The sequence below is a fragment of the Methylobacterium sp. J-070 genome (assembly GCF_022829385.1).
Lineage (GTDB): Bacteria > Pseudomonadota > Alphaproteobacteria > Rhizobiales > Beijerinckiaceae > Methylobacterium.
Genome location: NZ_JAKSXX010000060.1, coordinates 1 through 24,732, shown reverse-complemented (window position 1 = coordinate 24,732; position 24,732 = coordinate 1). Strand labels below are relative to the sequence as shown.

At 71.6% G+C, this 24,732-nt stretch carries 24 protein-coding genes and 2 pseudogenes; 15 read left to right on the top strand and 11 right to left on the bottom strand.

Features of this window, described 5'->3' with window-relative positions:
• Nucleotides 1-251 precede the first annotated feature (251 nt).
• The 3 genes from MKL01_RS03700 to MKL01_RS03690 all read left to right on the top strand — a co-directional run bounded on the left by MKL01_RS03700 (nucleotide 252) and on the right by MKL01_RS03690 (nucleotide 5,181).
• Entirely contained in the window at nucleotides 252-650 is a 399-nt protein-coding gene (locus tag MKL01_RS03700) for an exopolysaccharide production protein YjbE (protein WP_243903883.1), read from the top strand.
• Nucleotides 651-914: 264 nt separating this feature from the next.
• The gene (locus tag MKL01_RS03695; protein WP_243903882.1) at nucleotides 915-2,024 is read left to right on the top strand and encodes an efflux RND transporter periplasmic adaptor subunit; all 1,110 of its coding nucleotides are present in this window, start codon (nucleotides 915-917) and stop codon (nucleotides 2,022-2,024) included.
• Nucleotides 2,017-5,181 (top strand): efflux RND transporter permease subunit, encoded by a 3,165-nt coding sequence (locus MKL01_RS03690; protein ID WP_243903881.1) that lies wholly within the window; start codon nucleotides 2,017-2,019, stop codon nucleotides 5,179-5,181. Before MKL01_RS03695 ends, MKL01_RS03690 begins: the two co-directional genes overlap by 8 nt.
• Nucleotides 5,182-5,215: 34 nt before the next feature.
• Here the strand turns inward: MKL01_RS03690 and MKL01_RS03685 are convergent, their stop codons facing one another.
• The 3 genes and pseudogenes from MKL01_RS03685 to MKL01_RS03675 all read right to left on the bottom strand — a co-directional run bounded on the left by MKL01_RS03685 (nucleotide 5,216) and on the right by MKL01_RS03675 (nucleotide 7,853).
• The gene (locus MKL01_RS03685; protein ID WP_243903901.1) at nucleotides 5,216-5,998 is read right to left on the bottom strand and encodes an ABC transporter ATP-binding protein; all 783 of its coding nucleotides are present in this window, start codon (nucleotides 5,996-5,998) and stop codon (nucleotides 5,216-5,218) included.
• 86 nt (nucleotides 5,999-6,084) lie between these two features.
• On the bottom strand, nucleotides 6,085-6,873 hold the full coding sequence (locus MKL01_RS03680; RefSeq protein WP_243903880.1) for an ABC transporter permease: 789 nt from the start codon (nucleotides 6,871-6,873) through the stop codon (nucleotides 6,085-6,087).
• Nucleotides 6,873-7,853, bottom strand: a pseudogene (locus MKL01_RS03675) (aliphatic sulfonate ABC transporter substrate-binding protein). Before MKL01_RS03675 ends, MKL01_RS03680 begins: the two are co-directional and overlap by 1 nt.
• Nucleotides 7,854-8,261: 408 nt before the next feature.
• Here MKL01_RS03675 and MKL01_RS03670 point away from each other — a divergent pair.
• The 11 genes and pseudogenes from MKL01_RS03670 to MKL01_RS03620 all read left to right on the top strand — a co-directional run bounded on the left by MKL01_RS03670 (nucleotide 8,262) and on the right by MKL01_RS03620 (nucleotide 19,644).
• A pseudogene (locus tag MKL01_RS03670) lies at nucleotides 8,262-9,521 on the top strand (NAD(P)/FAD-dependent oxidoreductase).
• Nucleotides 9,522-10,031: 510 nt separating this feature from the next.
• Nucleotides 10,032-10,706: a cell division protein DivIVA gene (locus tag MKL01_RS03665; RefSeq protein WP_243903879.1), complete on the top strand. Its 675-nt coding sequence runs from the start codon at nucleotides 10,032-10,034 to the stop codon at nucleotides 10,704-10,706.
• 57 nt (nucleotides 10,707-10,763) lie between these two features.
• Nucleotides 10,764-11,276 (top strand): hypothetical protein, encoded by a 513-nt coding sequence (locus MKL01_RS03660; protein WP_243903878.1) that lies wholly within the window; start codon nucleotides 10,764-10,766, stop codon nucleotides 11,274-11,276.
• A gap of 69 nt (nucleotides 11,277-11,345) precedes the next feature.
• Nucleotides 11,346-11,861, top strand: coding sequence for a hypothetical protein (locus tag MKL01_RS03655; RefSeq protein ID WP_243903877.1), 516 nt, complete (start codon nucleotides 11,346-11,348; stop codon nucleotides 11,859-11,861).
• 32 nt (nucleotides 11,862-11,893) lie between these two features.
• Complete coding sequence (locus tag MKL01_RS03650) at nucleotides 11,894-12,109, top strand: hypothetical protein (protein WP_243903876.1); 216 nt, start codon at nucleotides 11,894-11,896, stop codon at nucleotides 12,107-12,109.
• A gap of 218 nt (nucleotides 12,110-12,327) precedes the next feature.
• Nucleotides 12,328-13,671 (top strand): LLM class flavin-dependent oxidoreductase, encoded by a 1,344-nt coding sequence (locus tag MKL01_RS03645; protein WP_243903875.1) that lies wholly within the window; start codon nucleotides 12,328-12,330, stop codon nucleotides 13,669-13,671.
• A gap of 626 nt (nucleotides 13,672-14,297) precedes the next feature.
• Entirely contained in the window at nucleotides 14,298-15,437 is a 1,140-nt protein-coding gene (locus MKL01_RS03640; RefSeq protein WP_243903874.1) for a helix-turn-helix transcriptional regulator, read from the top strand.
• Between the two features lie 39 nt (nucleotides 15,438-15,476).
• Nucleotides 15,477-16,763 (top strand): cytochrome P450, encoded by a 1,287-nt coding sequence (locus tag MKL01_RS03635; RefSeq protein WP_243903873.1) that lies wholly within the window; start codon nucleotides 15,477-15,479, stop codon nucleotides 16,761-16,763.
• 286 nt (nucleotides 16,764-17,049) lie between these two features.
• Nucleotides 17,050-18,537 (top strand): hypothetical protein, encoded by a 1,488-nt coding sequence (locus tag MKL01_RS03630; RefSeq protein WP_243903872.1) that lies wholly within the window; start codon nucleotides 17,050-17,052, stop codon nucleotides 18,535-18,537.
• A gap of 257 nt (nucleotides 18,538-18,794) precedes the next feature.
• On the top strand, nucleotides 18,795-19,376 hold the full coding sequence (locus tag MKL01_RS03625; protein WP_243903871.1) for a metallophosphoesterase family protein: 582 nt from the start codon (nucleotides 18,795-18,797) through the stop codon (nucleotides 19,374-19,376).
• A complete protein-coding gene (locus tag MKL01_RS03620) occupies nucleotides 19,369-19,644 on the top strand; it encodes a hypothetical protein (RefSeq protein ID WP_243903870.1) in 276 nt (91 codons plus the stop codon). The genes MKL01_RS03625 and MKL01_RS03620 overlap by 8 nt, the downstream gene beginning before the upstream one ends.
• A gap of 147 nt (nucleotides 19,645-19,791) precedes the next feature.
• Here the strand turns inward: MKL01_RS03620 and MKL01_RS03615 are convergent, their stop codons facing one another.
• From MKL01_RS03615 to MKL01_RS03580, 8 genes are all read right to left on the bottom strand, one after another.
• Nucleotides 19,792-20,232 carry a hypothetical protein gene (locus MKL01_RS03615; protein WP_243903869.1) on the bottom strand — a complete coding sequence of 147 codons (441 nt, stop codon included), beginning with the start codon at nucleotides 20,230-20,232 and terminating at the stop codon, nucleotides 19,792-19,794.
• On the bottom strand, nucleotides 20,219-20,479 hold the full coding sequence (locus MKL01_RS03610) for a hypothetical protein (RefSeq protein WP_243903868.1): 261 nt from the start codon (nucleotides 20,477-20,479) through the stop codon (nucleotides 20,219-20,221). The genes MKL01_RS03615 and MKL01_RS03610 overlap by 14 nt, the downstream gene beginning before the upstream one ends.
• Nucleotides 20,479-21,024: a hypothetical protein gene (locus MKL01_RS03605; RefSeq protein ID WP_243903867.1), complete on the bottom strand. Its 546-nt coding sequence runs from the start codon at nucleotides 21,022-21,024 to the stop codon at nucleotides 20,479-20,481. The genes MKL01_RS03610 and MKL01_RS03605 overlap by 1 nt, the downstream gene beginning before the upstream one ends.
• A gap of 78 nt (nucleotides 21,025-21,102) precedes the next feature.
• Nucleotides 21,103-21,567, bottom strand: coding sequence for a hypothetical protein (locus tag MKL01_RS03600; RefSeq protein ID WP_243903866.1), 465 nt, complete (start codon nucleotides 21,565-21,567; stop codon nucleotides 21,103-21,105).
• An 82-nt stretch (nucleotides 21,568-21,649) separates the two neighbouring features.
• Complete coding sequence (locus MKL01_RS03595; RefSeq protein ID WP_243903865.1) at nucleotides 21,650-21,955, bottom strand: hypothetical protein; 306 nt, start codon at nucleotides 21,953-21,955, stop codon at nucleotides 21,650-21,652.
• Nucleotides 21,952-23,322 (bottom strand): hypothetical protein, encoded by a 1,371-nt coding sequence (locus MKL01_RS03590; protein WP_243903864.1) that lies wholly within the window; start codon nucleotides 23,320-23,322, stop codon nucleotides 21,952-21,954. The genes MKL01_RS03595 and MKL01_RS03590 overlap by 4 nt, the downstream gene beginning before the upstream one ends.
• Nucleotides 23,315-23,701 carry a hypothetical protein gene (locus MKL01_RS03585; protein ID WP_243903863.1) on the bottom strand — a complete coding sequence of 129 codons (387 nt, stop codon included), beginning with the start codon at nucleotides 23,699-23,701 and terminating at the stop codon, nucleotides 23,315-23,317. Before MKL01_RS03585 ends, MKL01_RS03590 begins: the two co-directional genes overlap by 8 nt.
• Complete coding sequence (locus MKL01_RS03580; RefSeq protein ID WP_243903862.1) at nucleotides 23,698-23,904, bottom strand: transcriptional regulator; 207 nt, start codon at nucleotides 23,902-23,904, stop codon at nucleotides 23,698-23,700. The genes MKL01_RS03585 and MKL01_RS03580 overlap by 4 nt, the downstream gene beginning before the upstream one ends.
• Before the next feature lie 232 nt (nucleotides 23,905-24,136).
• On the opposite strand from MKL01_RS03580, the gene MKL01_RS03575 reads away from it, so the two are divergent.
• Nucleotides 24,137-24,517: a hypothetical protein gene (locus MKL01_RS03575; protein ID WP_243903861.1), complete on the top strand. Its 381-nt coding sequence runs from the start codon at nucleotides 24,137-24,139 to the stop codon at nucleotides 24,515-24,517.
• The last annotated feature ends 215 nt before the right edge of the window (nucleotides 24,518-24,732 follow it).

The window sequence follows — 24,732 nt, the reverse complement described above, 5'->3', positions numbered from 1 at the left end:
AGGAGGGGAGTGCCCAGACCGTCAGGCGCGTGATCCAATTCGAACCGGCAAGGCGTCAAGGACACCGCACCCCCCTGCAGCCTCTCCGGCCCGCCGCTCGCGCTCTCCGCTGCGCGTCCGAAACGGCGGCCTTCTGCGAGCCCCTGGAGACCGGGACGCGGGTCGACCGTGTCAGAGTTCCTGTTTTGCCCCGGAACATCCAGGTCGATTCAGCACTTTAACGCATGCGAAAATTTGGAGGAACGTCTTCTATGAAGGTCACTCATCTGGCCAGTGCTCTCGCGCTGTTGACCCTTACTGCCGGTCCCGTCCTCGCCGCGCCGTGCAGCACCGGCACGACGAAAGCCAAGACGCCGGATCAGCAGGCATCCAATCCCAGCAGCTCCGACGCCGACAAGTCCAGCAAGAACCTCGCCGGCGGGCAGCAGCCGGCCTCCCCCGGGACCGTCGGGGCCATGAACAATGCGGGCGCCACGCAGACGGCCGACCGGCAGGCGCAGACGAACACGGACGGCAAGTCGAACGGGACCGATCCGGCCGCCGCGAACCTTGCGGGTGGCCAGCAGCCGGCTTCCCCTGGGACCGTCGGTGCGATGAACAAGGCCGCCGCCGACCGGCAGACCGCGCCGGTCGGGAACGACGGCTGCTGATCCACAGCCAGCCGCACACCATCGTGCGCAAGCCCGCCTCGCCCCCGCGAGGCGGGCTTGCGTGTTTCTGGATGACCTCGCGGATCCCGAGCCATCGGAACGACACAGATCCTCTGCCCGGAGGCGTCGGTCCGGCATCGGCAGATCCGCAACAGGGCCCAGTCGGCGCACGACGCGCGGCACGAGGCGGTTTGAGCCAGACCCGTTCGGGTGTATTCGGCATCAAATCCGGGTAGATCCGGCAATCACACGGGGGGACGGAACGTGGGTCGGCGGCGCGCGCTCCTGCTCCTCGGAGGCCTGCTGGTCGCGTCCGCCGCCGTCGCCTTCACCGAGCCCGGCGAGCGCCTGCGCGCCCGCGCCGCGCCCATGCTCACCGATCTGCGCGGGTCTCTCGAACCGTTGATTCCCGCCCTGCGCGGCAGCCCCGCCGCCGCCGCGCGCCTGCCCGCGCCGCGCACGGCCGTCGAGGATGGGCGCACCCTCGTCCGACTGTCCGAGCCCGAGCGGAAGCGGATCGGCCTCGTCGCCGAGGCCCGGCCGGCCGTGGCGTATCGGCAGGAGCTGACCGCCTACGGCACGGTCCTCGACCTCGCCCGCATCACCGAACTGGCCAACAGCTACGCGGGCGCCGTCGCGGCGCTCCAGACCGCCCAGGCGCGGGTCGAGGTCTCGGGCAGCGCCGCCCGCCGCGCGCGCAGCCTCGGCGCCGGCGTGGTGGCGGTCGCGCAGATCGAGACCGCCGAGGGCACCCTGCTGACGGACAGGGCCGCCGTGACGACGGCCGAGTCGCAGGTGCGCACCCTGGCCGCCACGGCGCGCCAGGAATGGGGTTCGGTCCTCGGCAAGGCGATCATCGATCGTTCGCCCCTGGTCACGCGGCTGATCGAGCGGGCGGATTTCCTCGTCCAGGTGACGCTGCCACCCGGCGAGAACCTCACCGAGCCGCCCGAGGCCGCCTTCGCCGAGGTGCCGCCGCAGAGCGAGCGGGTCGCCCTGCGGCTGGTCTCGCGCGCGACCCGGACCGACCCGCGTATCCAGGGCCAGAGCTTCTTCTACCTCGTCTCCGGCGAGAGCGGCCTCCTCCCCGGCACGAGCACGATGGCGTTCCTGCCGGCCGCGCGGTCGGTCCGGGGCGTCCTCGTGCCGGAGGATGCCGTCGTGCACGCCGAGGGCGGGACCTGGGTGTATCGCGGGACGGACGACGGCGCCTTCGTGCGGCATCCGATCCGGCCGGACGCGCCGATGTCGGCCGACGCCTTCGTGGCCGAGGACCTGCCGGACGGCGGTCAGATCGTGCTGCGGGGCGGCCAGGCGCTCCTGTCCGAGGAGATGAAGAGCCGGATCCGCGTGGTGGGCGACGACGATGATTGAGCCCGCCGGCGCGGGCGGTGGCGGTCCCCAGGCGCTCCTCGTCGGTTTCGCCGTCCGGCTGCCGCGGGTGGTCCTGGCGCTCGCCGGCGCGGTGCTGGTCTTCGGCCTCTACGCGCTGGTGGGCGCCCGCTACGACGTCTTTCCGGAATTCGCGCCCCCGATCGTGACGATTCAGACCGAGGCGCCGGGCCTCGACTCCGAGCAGGTCGAGGTGCTGGTCACCCAGCCGGTCGAGGTGGCGGTGGGCGGCCTGCCGGGGCTGGAGACCCTGCGCTCGACCTCCATCCAGGGCCTGTCGGTGATCGCCGCCGCCTTCCGGTCCGGCAGCGACGTCGACCGCATCCGCCAGCGGGTCAACGAGCGGCTCGCGGCCCTGTCCGGGCGCATGCCGGACGGGGTGGCGGCGCCGGCCATGACCCCGCTCACCTCATCGACCCTGACGGTGCTCCTCGTCGGGCTCACCTCCGAGACCCGCGACGCAATGGACCTGCGCCACGTGGCCGAGTGGACCGTCCGCCGCCGCCTGCAGGCCGTGCCGGGCATCGCCCAGGTCTCCCTCTATGGCGGGGCGGTGCGGGCGCTGCAGGTCCAGGTCCGCCCCGACGACCTGATCCGCTTCCAGATCGGCCTCAACGACGTCCTGGCGGCCGCCCGGAAGGCCACGGGCGTGCGCGGCGCCGGCTTCGTCGACACGCCGAACCAGCGGGTCCTGCTGCGCAGCGAGGGCCAGTCGCTCACCCCCGAGGCGCTCGGCCGTGCGGTGCTCCACAACGACGGCGGGGCGAGCGTGGTGCTGTCCGACGTGGCGACCGTCACGGCCGCCCCCGAGCCTGCGATCAGCGCGGCCCTCGTGGACGGCAAGCCGGGCGTGCTGCTGATGATCGGCGCCCAGGTCGGGGTCGACACGCGCGCGGTCACCGCCCGCCTGGAGGCCGCCCTCGACGAATTGCGGCCGATCCTCGACCGGGAACACGTGGCCCTGCGGGCCGACCTGTTCCGGCCTGCCAACTTCGTGGACGTCGCCACCGGCAACGTCATGCAGGCCCTGGCCTTCGGCGGGGTGCTGGTGGTGATCGTGCTCCTGGTGTTCCTGGCGGATTGGCGGGCGGCGCTGATCAGCGCGGCGGCGATCCCCCTCTCGCTGATCGCCGCTGCGCTCGCGCTCCAGGCCTGGGGCGAGAGCCTCAACACGATGACCCTCGGCGGCCTGGCCCTCGCGATCGGCGAGGTGGTCGACGACGCGGTGATCGGCGTCGAGAACGTCTCGCGCCGCCTGCGGGCCTCGCGGGGCGATGGCCGCAGCGCGGCCCGCGTGGTCCTCGCCGCGATGCTGGAGGTGCGCACCTCCGTCGCCTACGCCACGCTGGCCGTGCTCCTGATGTTCCTGCCGGTGCTGGCGCTGACGGGCGTGGCCGGGCGCCTGTTCGGACCCCTGGCGCTCGCCTACATCGCGGCGGTCGTGGCCTCCCTGCTCGTGGCGCTCACCGTCACGCCGGCCCTGGCGCTGCTGCTGCTCGGCGGCCGGGGAGGGCGGGACGACGGCGCGCGGCTGCGCGAGCCCCCCGTCGTGCGCTGGAGCCGCGCGGCCTATCTCGGGCTGCTCGCGCGGATCGGCCGGGTGCCCCGCCTGGCGATGCTCGCGAGCCTGCTGATGACGCTCGCCGGGGCGGCCGTCCTGCCGACCCTCGGGGCGGTGTTCCTGCCCGACCTCAAGGAGGGCCACATGATCCTCCACATGGTGGCGGTGCCCGGCACCTCGCTGCAGGAATCGCAGCGGCTCGGCGTGCTGATCACCGGGGATCTGAGGGGCATCCCGGGGGTTCGTGCGGTGGCCGCGCAGATCGGGCGCGCCGAGGCCGCGGAGGACACGGCCGGCCCCCACTACAGCGAGATTCACATCGACCTGCAGCCCGGCCTCGACGGCGCCGCGCAGCGGAGCGTCGAGGCGGCGATCCGGGAGCTGATCGCCGGATTTCCCGGTGCGGCCTTCTCGCTCAAGACCTTCCTGACCGAGCGGATCGAGGAGACGGTATCGGGCTTCACCGCGCCGGTCGTGGTCAACGTGGTCGGCAGCGACCTCGACCGGATCGAGGCGGCCGCCCGCTCGGTCGCCCGGGAACTCGCGGAGGTGAAGGGCGCCCGGGACGTGCAGCAGGCCTCGCCGGCCGGGCTGCCGCAGGTCACGGTGGCGCTGCGCCCGGTCGACCTGCGGCACTGGGGGCTCGACCCGGTCGAGGTTCTGGAGGCTCTGCGCACCGCCTATCAGGGCGACGTCGTCGGCCAGACCTACCGCGGCAACGCCGTGTTCAACGTGCTGGTGATCCTCGACGCGCAGGTGCGCGGCCGCCTCAGCGCCGTGGGCGACCTGCCCCTGCGGACGCCGGGCGGCCGCTACCTGCGCCTGTCGCAGGTCGCCGACGTCTACGAGAGCGCCGGCCGCTATCAGGTGCAGCACCTCGGCGCCCAGCGGGTCCAGGCCGTGACCGCCAACGTCGCCGGGGGCGACGTGGCGGGCTTCGTGGCGGCGGCCAAGCGCAAGATCGCCCGCGAGGTGCGGCTGCCCGAGGGCGTCTACGTGACCTTCTCGGGGGCCGCCGAGGCCGAGGCCGCGGCGCGGCGCGACCTGCTGATCCATGCCGGGCTCGCGGGCTTCGGCATCGTGGTGCTGCTCGCGATCGTCACCGGATCCGCCGCGAACCTGCTGCTGGTCCTGGTCAACCTTCCGTTCGCCTTCGTCGGCGGGGTGGCGGCGGCGGCGCTCACCGGGGGCGTGCTGTCGCTGGGGTCGATCGTCGGCTTCGTGACGCTCGCCGGCATCTCGCTGCGCAACAGCGTGATGATGATCGCCCATTACGAGCAGTTGGTGACCCGCGACGGCCGCCCGTGGAGCGCCGCCACCGCGGCGGCCGGCGCGGCCGACCGGATGGTGCCGATCCTCATGACCTCCCTGGTCACCGGCCTCGGCCTTCTGCCGCTGGCGCTCGGCGCCGGCGAGCCCGGCCGCGAGATCGAGGGCCCCATGGCGCTGGTCATCCTGGGCGGCCTCGTCACCTCGACGGTCCTGACCCTGCTGATCCTGCCGGTGCTGGCCCTGCGCTTCGCCCGGTTCCGCCGCGCGGAGCCCGAGGATCTGGAACTGACGGCCGCCCGGTCCTGAAGCGGGTCGGCGGATGCCCGGCGATGCCGAGCGGTCACCACCAGGCGGCGCGGGTCTCGGGGGCGGGGGGGCGGCTTGCCGCGGCGGGCCGCAGGGAGCGGTCGAGGGCGGCCAGCACCCGGCGCACCGCCTCCTCGTAGGTGGCCGCCACCGGATCGCGCGGGCGGGAGAGCCCGATCGCCACGGTCTCGTCCAGGCGCCCCGGGCGCGGGCGCATCACCACCACCCGGTCGGCGAGCGTCACGGCCTCCCCGACATCGTGCGTGACGATCACGATCGTCGGCTTCGACTCGGCCCAGAGATCGAGAAGCTGCTCGTGAAGCCCCTTCCGGGTGAAGGCGTCGAGGGCCGAGAAGGGCTCGTCCAGGAGCAGCACCCGCGGCTGTGCCACGAAGGCGCGGGCGATGGCGACGCGCTGCTGCTGGCCGCCGGAGAGCTCGCGCGGCCAGCGGCCCCCGTGCTCGGACAGCCCGATCCGCTCCAGGGCGTGGGCCACCCGCGCCCGGCGCTCCGCGCGGGTGAGACCCGCGAGCCCGAAGCCGACATTGCCGGCCACGTCGAGCCAGGGGAGGAGCCGCGGCTCCTGGAACACGACGCCGACTCTCGGATGGGGCTCGCGGATCGCCGCGCCGTCGACCTGCACGACCCCGCGGCTTGCCTGGTCGAGTCCCGCGATCAGGCGGAGGAGCGTCGTCTTCCCGCAGCCCGAGCCCCCGATCAGCGCGACGATCTCCCCCTGCTGCACCGACAGGCCGATCCCGTCCAGCGCCCGGGTGCCGTCGGCATAGGTCTTCGAGAGGTCGTCGACGAGGAGCACGGGCGTCCCTTGTCCGAGGGTGGCGTGGGTTCCGGAGCGCGAGGCCGGCCGCGGCTCCGCCCTCTTGGCGCGGCCTTGTCCGACGCTCACAGGCTCTCTCGTGCGGTATCCTGCCATCGGGTCAAGGGCAGCGTCAGCGCGATCAGGGCCATGTCGGCCAGCTTGCCCGCCAGCGCGAAGGCGATGATCGCCGCCATGATCTGATCGGGTTTGCTGAACTGCTGGCCGTCGACCAGCAGATAGCCCAGGCCCTCCGAGGCGCCCATCAGCTCCGCCGCCACGACGAACAGGAAGCCGAGGCCGAGGCCGGTGCGCAGGCCCACGAGGGTCGCGGGCAGGACCGCCGGCAGCAGGATGCGGCGGGCGAGGGCGAGACGCGACAGCCGGAAGATCCGCCCGACCTCGACGAGCTTCCGATCGACGGAGGCGATCGCCCCGGAGACCGCGACATAGACCGGGAAGAAGACGCCCACGGCGATCAACAGGACCTTCGGCGTCTCCAGGATGCCGAACCACAGGATGAAGAGCGGTACCCAGGCCAGAGACGGGACCGCGCGCAGCGCCTGAAGGCTAGGGTCGATCAGCCAGCGCAGCGCCGGGATCGTCGCCACCAGGGCGCCGGCCAGGATTCCGGCCGCCGCCCCGCACAGGAAGCCGAGCCCGACCCGGATCAGCGTCGCCTCGACGTGCATCCGCAGATCGCCCGACGCCGCCAGATCCCACAGGGTCGCGCCGATCCGGCTGGGCGGCGGGAGGAGGCGCCCCGACGCCGCACCCGTCGCGACGGCGATCTCCCAGCCGACCGCCAGGACGAGCGGCAGGAGCAGGCCGAGGCCGGCACGGGCTCCGCGCCGCAGCAGCGGTGGGCCGCGCATCACCGCCCGGCGGCGGGGTTGAAGCCCGGATCGAGCAGGCCGTCGACCGCCGCCGCCACGTCGGTACCGGCCGGGACGACGCCGGCCTGCTGGAGGGCGAGGCCGGCGGCCTTGATGGATGCGGCCTGGGCGGCCCCGATCGCCGGCTGCGACAGGTCGGTGCGCTCGATCTGGCGGGCGATCACCGGCTCGGGCAACTTGGTGGCGGCGACGAGCGCGGCCGAGAGCGCCTGCGGGTTGGCGAGCGCGTAGGCCCGCGCCCGCTCATAGGCGGCGATCACCGCGCGGACGAGATCCGGGTGCGCCTTGGCGAAGGCTTCCCGCACGGCGAGGAGGCCCCAGGTGTTCGCCGCGGCGTCGCGGTGGAACAGGACATCGCCGTTCTCGATCTCGGCGGCCGCCATCATCGGGTCGAGTCCCGCTCAGGCATCGACGTCGCCGCGGTCGAGGGCCGTGCGCCCGTCCGGATGCTGCAGCAGGACCAGCTTGGCATCGCGCTCGGTCAGGCCGGCGCCCTGCAGCGCGCGGATCAGGAAAATGTGCGGATCGGTGCCCCGGGTGACCGCGACGCGCTTGCCCTTGAGGTCGGCCGGCTTGGTGATGCCGCTGTCCTTGCGGGTGACCAGCGCCGTCCATTCCGGACGCGAGAAGGCGTAGACGGCCGTGATCGGATTGCCATTGATCCGCGCGACCAGCGCGGCCGCACCCGCCGCCGAACCGAAATCGATGGCTTCGGCATTCAGATACTCCAGCGCCTTGTTGGAGCCGAGCGACTGAACCCAGCGGACCTTGATGCCGCGCGGGGCCAGCGCCTCCTCCAGGAAGCCCTTCTCCTTCAGGAGCAGGCCCACGGGGTTGTAGGTCGCCCAGTCGAGCCGGACCTCCTTGGGATCCTCGGCGCGGGCCTCCGGCCCGACCAGGCTGCCGAGACAGGTCAGGGCGAGGGCGGCGGCCAGCAGGGATCGGCGGGACGAGAGCATGGGCGGGACCTTGGGGCAGTGGGGCGGGGAGGAGCGGCCGGCATCCCGGAGCGCGCCGGCATCGGCCGCCCCGCACGGGATGGGACCGCGAAGCCGGCGGCGAGCCGGTCAGCGGCGTGACCGCGCCGCGCCTAGCCGGGACGGGGACGGGGTTCTGCCGGGTCCGATCCGGTCGGACCGGCGCATCGGGCGGCGCAATCGGGCGGTGACGACGCGCGAGGTCGCTCCGGAATCACGGCCGGACGGCTCCAGCGTCTTCATCTTCGGTTCTTGACCACATTGCACGCAATGAATGCAACATCCCGCCCCGGCGCGGGTGAGTCAACGAAAGCGCGTTCTCTACTTCCATCCGAAACGATAAGAATCTTCGGTGTCGCGGCGGGCCGTGCGGCGTTTGCGAGGTACCCCATGGCGCAGGACATCGTGGTGGTCGGCGGCGGGTTCGCCGGTCTCTGGGCCGCGGCCGCCTCCGCCCGGGCGCGCGACGAACTCGGTCTGAGCGATGCGCTTTCCATCACCCTCGTGGCGCCGAGCCCGTTCCACGTCATCCGCGTGCGGTGCTACGAGGCGGACCTCGCTCCCGTGCGGGTGCCGCTCGACGACGTTCTCGGGCCCATCGGCGTGCGCCGCCTCCAGGGACACGTCATCGCCATCGATGTGCCGGGCCATGCCGTGACGGTGTCGGGCGGATCGCCGTCCGAGGTGCCCCGGAGCCTGCCGTACGGGGGCCTCGTCCTGGCGACCGGCAGCGCCCTGCGGCGACCGGCCGTGCCGGGCATCGACGGCGCCTTCGACGTCGACACGTAAGAGGGTGCGCAGGGTCTGGCGGCGCATCTCGAACGGCTGGGTCCCGCCGCACCGGGCGCCGAGCCGTCAGGCCTCTGGACCGCCGTCGTCGTCGGCGCAGGGCTGGTGGGCCTCGAACTCGCCTGCGAACTGCCCGCACGGCTCGCCGCAGCCCGCGACCGGGCGGGGGGCACGGGCCCGGTGCGGACCATCCTGATCGACCGGGCACCGGAGATCGGCCGTGCGATGGGTCCGGTTGCCGCGCCGTCGATCCGCGCGGCGCTGGCGGCGGCCGGGGTCACCTTCATCGGGGGCGCCGAGATCCGCACGATCGATCCCGACGGCGTCGCGCTGGCCGACGGGACGCGCATCCCGGCGCGGACGGTCGTCTGCGCCACCGGTCTGGCGGCCAGCCCGCTCGCGGCGCAGCTGGGGACGTCCATCGATTCCCTCGGGCGCGTGCCGGTCGACCCCTATCTGCACGTCACCGGCTGCCCCGACGTTTACGCCGCGGGCGACGTGGCCACGGCGGCCGCCGACGGGGCGGGCCACCGGACGGTGATGTCCTGCCAGCATGCGCGGCCGATGGGCCGGTTCGCCGGTCACAACGCCGTCTGCACCCTCGCGGGCCGCCCCGAGCGTCGCCTGCGTTTCTCCGCGCCCGAATACGTCACGGTGCTGGATCTCGGCGATTGGGGGGCCGTCTACACCGCCGGCTGGGACCGTGACACGCTGGTCTCCTCCGGCGCGGCCGCCAAAGCGACGAAGCGGCTCATCAACGGGTCCCGCATCTACCCGCCCCTCGACCGTGATCCCGCCTCCATCCGCGCGGCCGCAGCCCCGATCCTCCAGGCGCCCCCCGCCACCCAGAGTCCCGGCTGACCCAGCCGCGGTGCTTCGCGCCGGGACGGGCGTGCTGCCAGGCCGGACTTTTCGGGCGACGCCCGCGTGTGCCGGTGCGGTTTGCCGGCGTTCCGCGCTCGTGCGGACGATGCGCGCGAAAAGAGACGGGACGCCCCGTCAGCACATATTTCGATGGCGCGAAACTGTATTGGCGCCTACGCCGTCAGTATACGGAGCCGAAAACGGTCGTTCTGGCCGATATTGTCGGTGGAGCCGATCCGCTCGGATCTTGAATTCATCCACAAACCATTGGCCGGCCGGCCGCGGCGTCCGCCGGCGATACGGCGCCGGCCTCCACCGAACGCCCGATGCGCCGAAGAAATTCTGGGCCGACATCACTGTCCAGAGCGGCGTCGGCGCCGCCGAAAATTAATGGTGGTTAGGCAGAGCTTACAAAAAGCTAGCGGGCGAATACCAGTTTAACGATGCGTTAACCATAACGCGGTCTTAATCATCCCACGTTCCGCTCTTGGAAGGGCAGATATCAGCATGGTCGCGGCACCGACAGCCTCCTGGTCTCATATCCTGACGCAGGTCGCAGAGAGTCTCGACCGCATCGTCGAGAAACCGTCTGCCGAAATCCTGAGGCTCAAACCCAACGCCCACACCTTGGAGGGCCCGGCCCTCCGCCTGGGCCCGGAGATCGACGAGCCGAGTGCGGCGCTGCTGCCGGATCCGGCCGTGAACGACGCGGAGCCGCTGGCGGCATCCCCCGACGCCGAGGACGACTCGGTGTCGGATTGGATGAGCACCCTCGACATCATCAACGGCATGGTCGGCATCGCCGACGAGCAGAAGCGGCGCCTGCGGGTCCAGACCGCCTCGCACGAGATGGCGGTCGAGACGCTCCAGCGCGAGCTGAAGGAGGCGCAGCAGCGCCTCCAGCTCGCCGAGATGCGGGCTCACGAGCTCCAGGCCCGCGCCGATATCCGTCTGCAGCGGATCCAGGCCGATGCCGACGCCCAGGTGGAGGAGATCCGCGCCGAGGCTGAGGCCCGGGTCCGGACGATCCAGGCCGAGGCGGAAGCCTGGGTCCGGGCGGCCGAGGAGCAGGTCCGGGTGGCGGACGTGCGCGCCGACACCGCGGAGAAGTGGCTGTCCCGCATCGACGCGGCGGCCAAGAACCTCCTGCTGGGCGGTCACATGAACCAAGCTGAGGCCTGAGCCGTCGGGCTTCGCAACCCGACGCGCTTCCTTCCCAGACGGGCTCCAGGATCGACGATGGAACACGCACGCTGGACTATGCCTGAGCAGCCGGCCGAAGGCCCGACGAGCTACGCCGCCGCGTCGGCCGGCGGTGGCGGCGCCTCGCCCGGGAAGGTCGTCGTCCTGGCCGCGGTGCCCAACGGGCAGGCCCCGGCCCGGCACCCGAACGCGGACGCGGCGGCCGGCAAATGGCCGGGCGTGTTGGAGCGCGTCCGCGGCGCGGCCCAGTACATCCGCCAGGTCGAGGATCGGGCGCAGGACTACGAAGCGCGCGTCCACGAGCTTCTGGAGCAGGTCCGCGCCGACATGCGGGACGCGGACGCGAAGGTCCGTGCCGCCGAGCAGCGCACCCGCGAGATCCAGGTGCAGGCCGACGCGCTGATCGGGGCCGCGGAGTCGCGGGCCCGCGCCGCCGAGGAGCGCGCCGTGTCGGCCGAGGAGTGGCTGCGCCGGATTTCGGAGGCGATCGAGTCCGAATTCGTGGTCGAGCCGGCACCGCAGCGCAGGACCGGAACGCTGGACGCCTGACGCGGCCGTCGTCGCCACCGAGATCGCCTCAGATCAGTCACAGGGAAAAAGGGACACGCGATGCCGGGGATGGACGAGGCTTTTTGGGCCAACCTCGATGCGCAGATCGTCGCGCAGCGTCCGGAAGCCCCGGCGCGCCCGGCCGCGCCGGCCCCGGTGCCGCCGCAGATCCAGGCCGCCCCCGCGCCCCTCCCGCGCAGACTGGCGGCGGACTGGACCGGCGTGCTCGACACGCTCACCGCCGCCAAGAGCGCGGCCCAGCTTCAGGAGGTCCGCCTTCGGGAACAGGCCGCCGAGCAGGACGCCCTGCTCCAGGAACTGAAGCGGTCCCAGCAGGAACTCCGTGCCTTCGAAGTCCTCCTGCGCGAGTGTCAGGCCCAGGCGGAGGTAAAGCTCAAGGAGGTCCAGACCCAGGCCGCGACGCGGGTCCAGGCGCTGCAGGCGGAAACGACCGCGCAGATGCAGGCCCTGGAAGCCCGGGCTCAGGCCGCCGAACTGCGCGCGGAGACCGCCGAAGAGTGGCTCAGGCGGATCGAGCAGGCGAGCCGGGACCTGCTCCCCGCCGCCGAGCGGGTCGCGGCCTGATGCGGCCGCGCCTGCCATGATCGGTTGAAGCCGTGCGCGCGATCCGCCCCCTCATCGCATCCGTGCGGGTGCCCGTCCTGGCGGGCCCGATCGCGCTGCTGCTCGGCGGCTGCGTGTCGACGCTGGACCGTCCCGTCGAGGTGGCCTTCGCCGACCAGACCGCGCGCGCCGAGCCGGATTCGCCGCGCGCAAGCCCCGGGGAGCCGGTCGATCACGGGGAATGGCGGCTGCGGCTGTCGTATCTCTAGGCCTGGCCGGACGAAACCCGGACCCGCCCACGCCCGCCGCAACCCGAAGACCCGCGCGGCGATCCTCCTGTCCCCCAAGTGCCGGTGCGGCTGCCGTCGCCGGGCCCGTGCGGTCCGCGCCCCGCACACATGACGGTTCGCCGCCGCGGCTCCGTCCGCTAGACTCCGCGTCCCGCGCACGGCCCGGACCGGGCCTCCCGCGCTGAGTGAGCGGATCGATGAGACACGACAGCCTGCGCCTCGGCGCGTTCTTCTACGCCACCGGCCACCACGTGGCGGGCTGGCGCCACCCGTCGAGCGAGGCGGATGGCGGTCTGGTCCTGGAACGCTACGTGGGCTGGGCGAAACGGGCCGAGGCGGCGAAGTTCGATCTCATCTTCCTCGAAGACGGCAGCGGCATCCGCGACCTCGACCTGCGGTCGAGCGAGCGCACGGCGCGTTCGACCCATTTCGAGCCGGTGACATTGCTGTCGGCGCTCGCCGCGGTCACCAATCGGATCGGGCTCGTGGCCACGACCTCCACGAGCTTCAACGAGCCCTACAACGTCGCGCGGCGCTTCGCGTCGCTCGATCACCTGAGCGGCGGCCGCGCCGGATGGAACCTCGTCACCTCCGCGACGGATGCCGAGGCGGCCAATTTCGGCGGCGACCGGATCGCCCGCCACGGCGACCGCTACGCGCGCGCCGAGGAGTTCGTCGATGTGGTCCTGGGTCTCTGGAACACCTGGGACGACGATGCGGTGATCATCGACCGCGCGAGCGGCCAGTTCTCGAAGCCCGACGGGTTCCGGCCGCTCAACCACAGCGGCACGCATTTCGAGGTGCGGGGACCGCTGAACATCTCGCGCACGCCCCAGGGCCAGCCCGTGCTGGTGCAGGCCGGATCCTCGGGGCCGGGCAGGGATCTGGCGGCGCGCACCGCCGAGATCGTGTTCACCGCGAACCAGACTCTCGAGGAGGCCGTGGCGCTCTACGGCGACCTGAAAGGCCGGATGGCGCGGTTCGGCCGGGCGCCGGACGATCTGAAGATCATGCCCGGCCTGTTCCCCGTGGTCGGGCGCAGCGAGGCGGAGGCCCGCGCCAAGTTCGAGGCCCTTCAGGACCTGATCGATCCCGTCGTCGGGCTGGCGTTGCTCGGGCGCATGATCGGCGGCCACGACCTGTCGGGCTACGATCCCGACGGCCCGGTTCCGGACCTGCCCGAGACGGACGGCATCAAGTCGCGCCAGCAGCTGATGGTCGATCTCGCGCGTCGCGAAGGGCTGACCCTGCGCCAGCTCTATCTGCGCATCGCGGGGGCGCGCGGCCACGCGCAGATCGTCGGCACCCCCGTGCAGATCGCCGACGAGATGGAGGAGCGTTTCCGCGCCGGCGGTGCCGACGGCTTCAACATCATGCCCCCGACGCTGCCCGGCGGGCTCGACGATTTCATCGAGCTGGTCCTGCCGGAACTGCGCCGCCGCGGCCTGTTCCGCACCGAGTACGAGAGCCGGACCCTGCGCGGCAATATCGGCTCGCGCCCGCCCGCGGCGGCCACGCGGACGTCCGCGGCGGCGACATAGCGGGCCGCAGGCATCGTCGGCGCGGTCGTGCGCCGGTACGGAGATGGCCGTCGGGCGACCGCGTGGCGACCCAGGTCGGCGGTAATCTCCGCCGACGCGTCCCCCGCGGGTGCGCGCAGGGGCGCCGGTGTGTTCTTGCCGTATGGGACCGCCGTCCGGTGCGCAGCGCTTCGGGTCCGTACGGGATAAGATTTACCTCAAGTTAAACAGTCTCTATCGCCGGCCTTCATCCGATCTTGGCTATCATCCATTTGGATGAGGCGCCGAATAAGGCCGGGACTTATTGACTTCGCGGCTCAATCCGGCTGGCGGGGATTTCGTCCATGATCGAGGTGCGACCGCGATCCCACCGAAGGCCGCACGCTTTGCCCCGTCGGCGGCGCGGCTCGGATCGCTGGCGTCCCGCGAAAGCGCAACGGAGCGCAGGAGCCGTCACGGCTCGTCGTGGCTCAATCTGGATATCCGCGGTCGGTCCGACTATCCAACAATGCCGCGCGCAGATACTGTCTATCCGTCGCAGCGAAACGCCGATCGGGCGAGCAGGACGAGAACCGGCGGACATCGATTCGGAGCCGGGAAGGTGAGGGCACCTTCCATCACCCTGTCACTCACCGTGGAGTGTGGCGATGCAGGAACTTGAGGTCTATTCGCGCCTCGTCGGGTCGATCTACGACCGGACCGGGCAACCGGAGGAGTGGCCGGCGCTCCTGGAAGACCTCACGAGCTTCGTCGGCGGCCGGGTCGGCCAGCTCGCGGTCTTCAGCCTCGACGGCACCCGCAAGCCGATGTGGGCGGTCTCGGGCTTCGACCGGTCGCAGTACCGCACATTCCTCTACCGTCACGCCACGGAGGATCCGCGGCTCCCCTACATCCTGTCGAATCAGGGCAAGGTCATCCGCGCCGAGGAAGGGGTGGATGCGGCCGAGTTCCGCGAGACCGCCCTGTTCAAGGAGGTCGTCCGGCCCTTCGGGATCGAGAACAGTCTCGTGACGTATTTCGCCAAGGAGGCGGACGTCATGGCCACGCTCGCGGCCATGCGCGACGACGAGGCCGGTCCCTTCCAGTCCGCCGAGGTGCGGCGCCTGGCGATGCTGGTGCCGCACCTGCGCCGCGCCTTCGAGTTCTACGCGCTGATGCGGCAGGCCTCGGAACGGTCCTCCGACCTCGCCTCCGCGCTCGACCTGCTCGACGCCGCGGTGATCCTGACGGATTCCCGGTTGCGGATCGCCCACGCCAACCGCGCCGCCGAGGAGCTGGCGAAATCCCGGACCGGCCTCTCCCTCGAGAAGGGCAGCCTCGCCCTGAAGGACGGGCAGTGTTCGCGCCGGATCGCCCGCGCCGTGAGCGAGGCGCTCGCCGCGGCGAGCGGCGACGCCACGATCACGCAGGCCGATCACATCGCGATCACCTGCGGCGAGAGCGGCACCCCCTATCGGGTCTCGCTGCACCCCTTGTCGAAGCGCCCCACCGGCACGGGGACGCGGGTGAAGGCCGAACTCGCGGTCGTGATCCGCAGCGGGGCTCCGAAGACCCAGGACAGTTCCGCCGGGCGCCTGCAGCGCCTGTTCGGGTTGACCTACGCCGAAGCCAATCTGGCCAAGGCGATCGCCTCCGGCCGCTCCCTCAACGCCCACGCCCAGGAGCGCGGCATCGCGATCTCGACCGTCCGGACGCAGCTGCGCGCCCTCTTCGCCAAGACCGAGACGCACCGCCAGGGCGAACTCGTGGCGCGCCTGCGCGAGGGCCTGGACATCTCGCTGAACTGACGGCGCGCGGCGATGCCGTATCGCAGCGCGGAACGGAGCATGCGCATGCGGCTTGATGCCCCCGACGCACCGTGCCTCGATACCCTGCTGGCGATGCCGGCGGCGGAGCGCTGGCCGGTCGCCCGCGACTGGATCCGGCGGGCGCCGTTGCCCTTCTTCGCACAGCTGCGCGACCGGCAACCGGTGCTGGATTGCGGCGCGGTCGTCCTCGTCGCCAGGCGCGCCGACATCGCGGAAATCCTGTCCCTGCCGCAGGTATTCTCCGTCGCGCTGTACAAACCCAAGATGGGTGCGTTCATGCTGGCGCTCGACAACACCGAGGTGAACTACCGCGACAAGGCCGTGATGCGCGCCATCCTGCCCTGGAGCGACCTGCCGGCGATCCGCGAACGCGCGGGCGCCCTCACCGACGCGGCCCTCGACGCCGGCAACGGCACGATCGACGTCGTCGCCTCGATCTCGCGCCTCGTACCCCTGCGGATCGTGCAGAGCGTCTTCGGGATCGCCGCCCCGGACGAGGACCTCCTGCGCTGGTCGTATGCGAATCAGTTCGACCAGTTCAACAACCTGCCGTTCGACGGGCGCGCCGACGCCGACGCGATCGAGGCGGCCGCGGTCCATGCCCGCGAGGAGATGCGGGCGACGTTCGCATCGCTCATCCCGGCGCGCCTGGCGGCGATCGAGTCGGGCGCCGAGGTCCCCGACGACAGCCTGACGCGGCTCCTGCGGCTGCACCTGCCGTCCGGGGCGGGCTTCGGCATGGATCGCGTCGTCATCAACGTCGGCGGGCTGCTGATCGGGGCCATCGAGACCACCTCGGAAGCGGTGGTCAATGCCCTCGCGGAAATCCTGAAGCGCGCGGACGTGCACGCGGCTGCGCGGGCCGCCGCCGTGACGGGCACCGCCGCTTTCGACGGCTATGTCTGGGAGGCGCTCCGCTTCGCGCCGATCGTGGCCTTCATGTTCCGGCAAACCGAGGCGGACCACCTCCTCGGTCGCGGCGGTGCCCGGGCGATCAGCCTTTCGAAGGGTACGGTCGTGCTGCCCCTCAGTCTCTCGGCCATGTTCGATCCGGATTGGGTGCCGGACCCCGACCGTTTCGATCCGGCCCGGCCGGACCAGGCGTATCTGCATTTCGGCCTCGGGCATCACGAATGCCTCGGCCGCTATGTGGCGGGCGCCATGATCCCCGAGATCGTGCGGAGGATCCTGCTCAGGACCGATCTTCGGGCGGAAGGGCCGGTCGAGGATGGCGGGACGCCGTTTCCGACGGCCTTCCGGCTCGCCTACGCGCCGACCCCGTCGGCCGACGCGAAAGCCGTCTGAGTTGCGCAGCGCAGGCGGCGCAAGGCGCCGTCCCGCGCGCCAGGCCCGGGCGCGGCAACGTTCCGCTTGATGTCTGCGATGATTGGAGCGGGCGATCGGGATCGAACCGACGACATTCAGCTTGGGAAGCTGATAAGGCCCCTCCGGACCGCGCCGGCTGCGCGATTTCACCGTTAACCAAACCCCTGAAATAATTGCGCTTTTCGCCGCCTCGGTAGCCTGGACGGGTTGCCAGCGCGTTTCCGGTCGGGCGTGGTACGCCCGTGGTACGCGAGCTGGGGCGTCGATGGCGGGCAAGGAAATTTTCGAGCGAGAGCGGGCGCGGCTGACGCAGGCGCACGTCCGGCGGGCGCGGGGGCTGATCGCCCGGGACGCCCTGCAGGGGGCTGGCCTGGAGCTCGCCGACACGCTGTGCCAGGGCCTCGTGCTCCGGGTGCGCCGGCGGACGGGCAAGTGGCTCTTGAAGCTGCGCACCGGCTCGCAGACCCTCAGCGACATGGAGACGTTGACGGTCGCGGCGGCGCGCCTGGCCGCCGAGCACGCCCGGGTCGCCGTCCGCGAGGGCAGGGCGGCCGGCCTGGGGACGGACCTCGCAGTGTTCGCCGAGGCGCAGCGGCGCGGACTCTCGGACGAGGACGCCATCGACGCGGCGTTCCCGGCGCCGCTGCCGACCCAGACCGAGGCCGAGCGCCGGCGGGACGGCCCCTGGGAGTGGGGCGACCTGATCGACCTGTACCTCGCCCACAAGCTGCCGAGGCTGAAGGAGCGATGGGCCGTGCAGTTCGAGCGCCACCTGCGCCGGGCCGCCCCGGGCCTCGAACGGCGTCTCGCCGCGGCGGTGACGCTGGAGGACCTGGTCAAGGTCCGCGACCGCGTCGCCCGGGAGCGAACCGCATCGGCCGCGGCCGACACCGTGGAGGCGGTCAAGGGGGCGCTCGACTGGGCCTGGGCGGATCACGCGCCCCGCGCCGGCTTGCAGCATGTCCAGTTCCCCTGGTGGAGCAAGCGGCTGACGACGGCCTGGGAGTCGACCCCCCGCGAGCACACGCCGACCCTGGAGGAGCTCGGGCGCACGCTGGCCCTGGCGGAGCGGCACCGGGCCCTTGGCGGGACTGGAAAGGAGGTCGCCCCCGGCATGCTGGCGGCGCTGTGGGCTGTGGTGTTGACGGGGCAGCGGGCCGGCGCCCTGACGGGAACCCAGCGGTCGACGGTCAAGCCGTGGCCTGAGCGGCCGGGCTGGGAAGTATGGACCTGGACCGCGAAGGAGATGAAGGGCGGCAAGGCGCCGAAGCCGCACGCGTTGCCGGTCCCGCCCGAGGCCCTCGCCGCGCTCGCGCGCTTCCGCGTCGACCCGACCTCGCCGTACCTGTTCCCGTCCCGCGTGCCCGGCAAGCGGTCGACTGCGGTCGGCCTCTCGCAATACATGGACCGGCTCAAGGGCAAGGCGAAGGCCGGTCGGGGCGGCAACGTAACGCTGCGCCCCGAGGCGGATCTCCTCGCGGCGCACGGCATCCGACCGTGGACCCCGCACGACGTCCGGCGCACGCTCGGGACGTTCCTCGACCTGGAGAAGCTGGGCGGCGCGGGCTCGGCCATCCTGGCGCACAAGGCGGCCGCCCGGGGCGGAGCCGACGCGGAGCGCGAGCTCGCGGCTGCCATCACGCTCCGGCATTATATCCATTCGCAGAGGCTCGACCTCAAGGCCGAGGGCATGAGCGCCTGGGTCGCCGCCGTCCTTGAGGCCCACGAGGCCGAGCGGGCGCGCCTCGGCTGACGCCTGTCGCAAGCATTCGCATTCGCACGCGATCCGGAACTCGGGCGCTGGCTTACATGCTTGGGCCAGGGAGCCGGTAACCATCCGCCGTATCCGCCGTTGCGGCCGATTCCCCGAGCTGCGATCTTCCAGATTCCACCGGGCCGCGAGCCCAGGAGAGCGCCGTGAAATCGATACGCACCCCCCGCACTGACGAGATTCATCCCCCGGGGGCGTGACGCCGCGCGCGCAGCCTCCTTCGACAGGAGGCTGCCTTCATGAAGAACCAGGTTTTCACTCCCCCCGGCCGGGTGCTGTTCAGCGCCGACCACCACCTAAACCACGCCGGCGTTATTCGCATGTGCCGCCGTCCGTTCGCCTCCGTCGAGGAGATGAACGGCTTCCTGATCGAGGCCTGGAACTCGGTCGTCCGCCCCAACGACACGGTGTTCCATCTCGGGGATTTCGCCATGGGAGCGAGCCCGGAGCAGTGCGCCGGATTTTTCGGGGCGCTCCGGGGACGGAAGCATTTCATCGTCGGAAATCACGACAAGGCGAGGGTGACCTCGCTCGCGTGGGAGAGCGTCTCCGAGCGGGCCACGGTCGACACCGGCGGCCACAGGCTCGTGCTGGACCACTATCCCCTGCGCGCCTGGAACGGTGTGTTCCGCGGCGCCCTCCACCTCCACGGGCACACGCACGGGAGCCTGTCGGGGACCTCGCAGTCCTGCGACGTCGGCGTGGACTGCTGGGCGTACCGGCCGGTCGCGCTGCCGGACATCCTGGAGAGGCTAGCGGCGACGCCAGCGCGACCGGAGGAGATCGAGCGGGCCGCGGCGAGGGAGGCGGGCGATGCCTGAGAACGAGATCCCGACCGACACCGTGACCTGCCTGGCGTGCGGGTGGGTCAGCTACGCGATCAGCCGGTCCCAAGCCGAGGCGAACGTCGAGCGCTTCAACAGGTTTCGCGCGGAGGATCCGAGCCGGCTTCGGTACTGGCCGAACCCCAAGGCCATCGGCTCATACCGCTGCATGGGGTGCTCGGGCTGGGGGCCCTACCGGCCGGCGCGGGAGGGGGACTGCCCGCGGGGGGCGACCATCAATCCCGTCCTCTTGGACGAGGACTGAAACGACGAAGGCCCCCGGCATCCACCGGGGGCCTTTCGCGTTCGTGGTCTAGGTCTGCTCTCCACAAGGGGAGATCTGATGCCGCCGAGCCGTCGCCGCTCGATAGCGCTGGGTTGCCCTCCCGAGAGTGGGAGCGCAGAGGTCAAGCTAGTCGTCGTCATCCTCGAATGGAAGGTGGCGTCCCGTCGTCTTGCAGGCGGTGCACAGCGTATCTGACGCCCACCCGCACCCCTCGGGGCACGGGTCCTTCTCCGAGCAGCCGCAGCCGTAGCAGACCTGGCCGAGGTAGGACGGGACCCGGTACCGATACCTGACCGGCTCCATCATCCGGGCCTCCTCGAACCACGTTTCGGTCTGGAGGCCGCCTTCGCCGTTCACCGCCCTGCAGAGCTCCTCCAGCACCTCGGCCTCGGCCGCCAGCCCTGCGCGGCCGGCAGGGCCTCCGGCATGCTCGTGGATGACGCGGCCGACCGCGATCTCCAGGGCGAACGCGCCGATCTTCGCCTGGAGCTCGGGGGACAAAGTCGACCAGACCGCGTCGCCGTCGAAGGGCGCCTCGGCGATGTTCGAGGCGTCAAACTCGTCCATGGGGATCCTCCTTCGGCTTCCGGGTCGCGGGGGCGAAATATTCGTCGACCGTGTTCGTGGCGGCCCCAAGGATGGCGAGCGCCAGGAAGAGCAGCCCGAACGCGCATCCCCAGATGACCGTGTAGAAGGCGGCCACCAGCAGGGCGTCCAGGCGCCCCCACACCAGGAATCCGAGCGTGGTCAGGGCGGCCGCCGAGATGGCAAGGCGCCCGGGCGCGCCGCAGGTCAGGCTGAGGAGCGCGCGCATCAGGCGGCGGCCCTCTTCGGAGCGGCCGAGGCCTGCCAGGCGCTCAGTACGGTCTCCAGCCAGGACTTCGGCACGAGGGGCTCGTCGCGTTCGTCCAGCCAGGCCTCCGTCATCGAGACGAGGCGGCCGGTATCGCGCTCTACGACGACGACGAGTTGCTGCTCGCAGAAGTCGTCGGTGAGGGGGCAGTGCGGGTCGTCCAGGCGGGAGATCTCGACGCGGCAGCCGTAGCTGCCCGCGAGGTCGGCGGCCGTTCGGGGGTAGAGGCCCCAGGTGTCCGGCTCCGGTTCTGGAGCCGGCATCTCGCTGAAGCCGGTCTGGCCGCCGGCTACGATGCCGATCTCGATGGGTCCGCCGACTACTTCGAGCGGCCTGTACCGGATCTCGAAACCCGCCCGGTCGAGGGCCTGAGTGATCTGATGGGCGCGCTCCTCCGCAATGTGGTTGCGCCCCATCAAGTCCTTGATGGCCTTGGCGATGACGATCTCCGCGTCGTCGACCGTGTGGACGATGGCGGAAGCCTTGTCGTAGGTGGTCTCACGCACGGTGGCGCTCCTGAAAAACCATGGTTGCCGGAACTGGAGGGTGCGCCCCTGCCGCCGGGCGCGTCGACGCAGCGGGCCTCAGGCGGCGGCGGGCTCCGGAGCCTGCAGGGCGGCGGCCGCAGCATTGGCGAACCCCATGGCGGCGTCGCGCGCTTGGCGGAGGGCAAGCGCCATCGCTTTCGCGGTTGCTTCCGCCACGAAGCCCTCGTCAGCCCCCCATGACATCGAGACCGAGATCTCGCGCTGTTCGCCAGGTCCCCGGCCTCCCCATCGGACGAGGGAAGCTGTCGCGGTCGCCAAGATCTGGTGGCGAGCATCTTCGTCCTGGATCACCTTCACGTCGCCGCGAATGACCTGCGCCAGAACCCACGAGTTGGCGGCGCTATCCGGGAACTTCGACGTGATCTCGAAGCCGGCCTGAGCAAGCTCGTCTATGGCCTCCATGGCATACCCCTCGGGGTACACGCCGGCTCGTAGCTGTGCGCCTTCGTGATAGGCGCGGATGTGCTTGGCGATGATGGAATTGACTTGGTCCTGGCGCACGCGGCGCTCCATGGAAACCGGGGTGGGTGGACGGGTGAGGTGTTGGTGCGCCCCTGCCGCCGGGCGCGAGACGGGGTGCGCCTCAGCCGAGAAGTCGGAGGGCCGGCCGGGGGGTATCGTTGTCGGCCTGACCCGGTGCATGGACGGCGAGGAAGGCCAACTTGACGGGATCGCGCTCCTCATGGATGTCGCCGTGCTGGTCGCGCCGGATTCCGATCAGGAGCAGGAGCTCATTCCGGATCGGGCGCGGCCCCGTCACGGACCGCGAGATGACGACCTGCCAGCCCGAGACCGGCAGACCGTAGTGTCGCCGCCATGCCGCTTGGCCGCCGGCCTTGCGCATGGCCTCGCGGAGCCGCTCGCGAGCGGCGTGTTCCGAGATCCTCATGCCGACCTCCGGGAAGCTGCGATGTCAGCCCGGATCCAGGCGAGCGCCACGGCGGGTTCGAGGTTCTCCTCGCGGGACAGGCGGACCGCCAGCGCAAGGTCGGCAACACCGAGGCGGCCGGGGACCTGGTCGAACGGATGGGGCGTCGAGGTGACGACCTGGTGGGGCACGTCGACCACGGCCGGGGGCGGAACCTCCCGGACGACGGGGGCCTCCTCAACCGAAGGCTCAGGATCACCCTTGGCCTTGCGGCCCGGGTCGAACCCGGCCAGACGGCGGCGCCTGGAGAGTTCCAGGCGCCGCCAGTGCGCGTAGAGGCTCTGCGGCCGCACGCCGTAGCGCATCGCGATTCCGACGGGCGTGCCGCCCTTGGCGTGATCGGCGATGATCACCTCGTCCGCCGGCACGCGGCGGTGGGCCTGCGCGGGCTTGGCGATGACGGATGGCTGGATCATGGCCGCAGGCTCCTGGGCGAGGTCAGGGAACACGAGGGCGATTGCGTCGGCCGGCTCGCCCGCGAGGACCTCGCGCAGCGCGTCGGTGACGGCGGGCAGCAGGTACCGTCCCGTCGACGGCTGATCGGGCACCATGGCCAGCGCCTTGCGCAGGACCGATCCGACCGCCGCTTCCAGGGCGTGCTGCGCGGCCCGGGCGGCGACGGCTTCCAGGTCTCTCTTGTTCGCGGCATGCCCGAGGCGCGTCGCGCGGCCACGCTCCTCCTTCGAGACCGCGACCGGCGGCAGCCCGCGGGTCGCGAAGATCGTACCCACGGGATTGAGGGTGACGCCGGCCGCGCGCTCCCCTCGGCGACCCGAACCGAGCGCGTGGGCCGCCTCGATGCAGACCGCCGCATCGAGGTCGGAGTAACCGCGGAGGCGGTTGAGGAGGTGCGCCTGACCCTGCGCGGCCCGGCCGTTGCGAGCCATGGCGCCGAGCGTGCGCTCGTTGAGCCAGTGCCAGCGCGCGAGGGCGGCCTCGGCGCCATGGCTCTCGTAGAGCCGCGCCACTGCGACGGGGGATGGGCGGACGTAGACGCCGCTGTCGACGCTGCTCATGCCGACCTCCCGAGGGGGCGCAGGGGGCGGGTCGGCACGACCGGGCGGCGGGCAGCCGCCGGGGCGTCGGACGTCGCAGGCAGGGGTGCGGCCGGCCGCACCCCTGCCATCTCGGCCATCTCGCGGCGGTGATGGTCGAGGGCCGTCTGCAGCGGCCGCGGCGACGGAGGCCGCGAGCAGGTCCGCGTCGACCGCCTGCATGGCCTGGTCGAGATGCACGCCGTACGGAAACCCGAACTCGGCGGCCGCGGCCTCGACCTCAGCCCGGACGGCAACGAGCCGGGCGCGGGCCGTCTTCATGGCCTCACGCATCCTCTTCCTCCTCGACGGGCTCGGGGAGGCGGGCGTCTCGATACTCGCGGAGCTCCTCGGAGCCGCAGAGATTGTCGTAGGCGATGCAGATCGGGAGGCAGCGCATGAGGGCGTTGTGCTCCTGAAGGGCATCTGCCTGGATCCGGTCGGCGTAGGCGATCTCGGCGGCGTCCGGCGCATCCCAGTAGATCCCGGAATGCGCGAGCTCGGAATCGAGGTCGCGGTCGACGACGCGCCAGGCACCGATGCGGGCCAGCAGCAGCACGCCCTCGTTGTCGCCCTCGATCTGCCGGGCGCCGATGGCAGCGACGAGCTCCGCCACGGTGTCGATGATCAGGGCGCCGTTCCTCAGGTCGGCGCGGACGGTCTCGGCGCTCACTGGCGGATCTCCTCGTACCGGGCCTCGGAGGCGATCTTCCGCAGGCCCAGCCCCACGAGGATGGCCGGCCCGGGGGCGCGGTGGCCGGACACGCAGTCCTGCACGTACACGCTGCTGACGGCGTGGCGGCGGGCCCAGCCCGTGGCGCCTCCCGCCTCCTCGACGCGCTGCCGCAGCAGCGCCCTCACGTCCTGTGTGTTCACGGCAGCATCCCGCGCTTCGGAAGCTTCAACGCTTCAAGGTAGGCCGCGTCGGCGATTTCCGCAAGTATTGCCGTTTGCGCGACAAAACAGTTTGCGCCGCAAATCAAATGCTTTGACTTTCGAAGGACTTTCAATGCCTTCCTTGACGGAGTGTTTTGCACGCACTAGGCTGTTAACCGTCCTAAGGACAAACTATTGCACCCTCAAAGACTGCGTATGTTATCCTTCGAGAATGAGCGAACTAATCCTTCCGCCGCACATCCACGCGTACGCCGCGGTCCTCGGCGAGCGCCTTCGCCCGGCCGAGGAGACCCTGGAGCGGACGCACCGCGCCGGCTGGGAGTGGATCAAGGCGCGCGGCAGCTACCCGGTCGACGGCCTGGCAGAGGGCACGGAACTCGCGGTCTCGGCCGGCCGGCATCCCGAACAGGCCTACGTCGTCCGGTCGGGCGCGGCCGCGTCGATTCGGGTCGCCGAGGCCGAGGACATCCTCGACCCCGCGGGCGCGCGCCGGAGGGCATGGGAGCGACGCCTGCTCGGGACCGGGCTGTCGGAGCGGCCGCGCCGATACCGGCTGGAGACCGGGCACGGCCTGGAATCCGACTTGGTCTAGGACTGGCACGGGCGCGAGTACGTCGCCCTCTGCACGCGCGCGGAACCCTCATACGTCTGGCTGCGCGCCGTGACGTGACCTGACCGGCTGGCTTTGGACCGGGCTGATTGAGAGGATCAGCCAGGATCGAAGGAGTCGGACATGCGGCGAGGTCAGAAGACGAGCGCGGAGCAGGTGGTGCTGAAGCTGCGCCAGATCGAGGTGCAGACGGCACA

Excerpts from the sequence above, each read along its gene's own strand:
- MKL01_RS03700 (WP_243903883.1), top strand. The coding sequence starts at position 252 with ATGAAGGTCACTCATCTGGCCAGTGCTCTCGCGCTGTTGACCCTTACT.
- MKL01_RS03690 (WP_243903881.1), top strand. The coding sequence starts at position 2,017 with ATGATTGAGCCCGCCGGCGCGGGCGGTGGCGGTCCCCAGGCGCTCCTC.
- MKL01_RS03680 (WP_243903880.1), bottom strand. The coding sequence starts at position 6,873 with ATGCGCGGCCCACCGCTGCTGCGGCGCGGAGCCCGTGCCGGCCTCGGC.
- MKL01_RS03665 (WP_243903879.1), top strand. The coding sequence starts at position 10,032 with ATGGTCGCGGCACCGACAGCCTCCTGGTCTCATATCCTGACGCAGGTC.
- MKL01_RS03660 (WP_243903878.1), top strand. The coding sequence starts at position 10,764 with ATGGAACACGCACGCTGGACTATGCCTGAGCAGCCGGCCGAAGGCCCG.
- MKL01_RS03655 (WP_243903877.1), top strand. The coding sequence starts at position 11,346 with ATGGACGAGGCTTTTTGGGCCAACCTCGATGCGCAGATCGTCGCGCAG.
- MKL01_RS03645 (WP_243903875.1), top strand. The coding sequence starts at position 12,328 with ATGAGACACGACAGCCTGCGCCTCGGCGCGTTCTTCTACGCCACCGGC.
- MKL01_RS03640 (WP_243903874.1), top strand. The coding sequence starts at position 14,298 with ATGCAGGAACTTGAGGTCTATTCGCGCCTCGTCGGGTCGATCTACGAC.
- MKL01_RS03635 (WP_243903873.1), top strand. The coding sequence starts at position 15,477 with ATGCGCATGCGGCTTGATGCCCCCGACGCACCGTGCCTCGATACCCTG.
- MKL01_RS03630 (WP_243903872.1), top strand. The coding sequence starts at position 17,050 with ATGGCGGGCAAGGAAATTTTCGAGCGAGAGCGGGCGCGGCTGACGCAG.
- MKL01_RS03625 (WP_243903871.1), top strand. The coding sequence starts at position 18,795 with ATGAAGAACCAGGTTTTCACTCCCCCCGGCCGGGTGCTGTTCAGCGCC.
- MKL01_RS03620 (WP_243903870.1), top strand. The coding sequence starts at position 19,369 with ATGCCTGAGAACGAGATCCCGACCGACACCGTGACCTGCCTGGCGTGC.
- MKL01_RS03615 (WP_243903869.1), bottom strand. The coding sequence starts at position 20,232 with ATGGACGAGTTTGACGCCTCGAACATCGCCGAGGCGCCCTTCGACGGC.
- MKL01_RS03610 (WP_243903868.1), bottom strand. The coding sequence starts at position 20,479 with ATGCGCGCGCTCCTCAGCCTGACCTGCGGCGCGCCCGGGCGCCTTGCC.
- MKL01_RS03595 (WP_243903865.1), bottom strand. The coding sequence starts at position 21,955 with ATGAGGATCTCGGAACACGCCGCTCGCGAGCGGCTCCGCGAGGCCATG.
- MKL01_RS03590 (WP_243903864.1), bottom strand. The coding sequence starts at position 23,322 with ATGCGTGAGGCCATGAAGACGGCCCGCGCCCGGCTCGTTGCCGTCCGG.
- MKL01_RS03575 (WP_243903861.1), top strand. The coding sequence starts at position 24,137 with ATGAGCGAACTAATCCTTCCGCCGCACATCCACGCGTACGCCGCGGTC.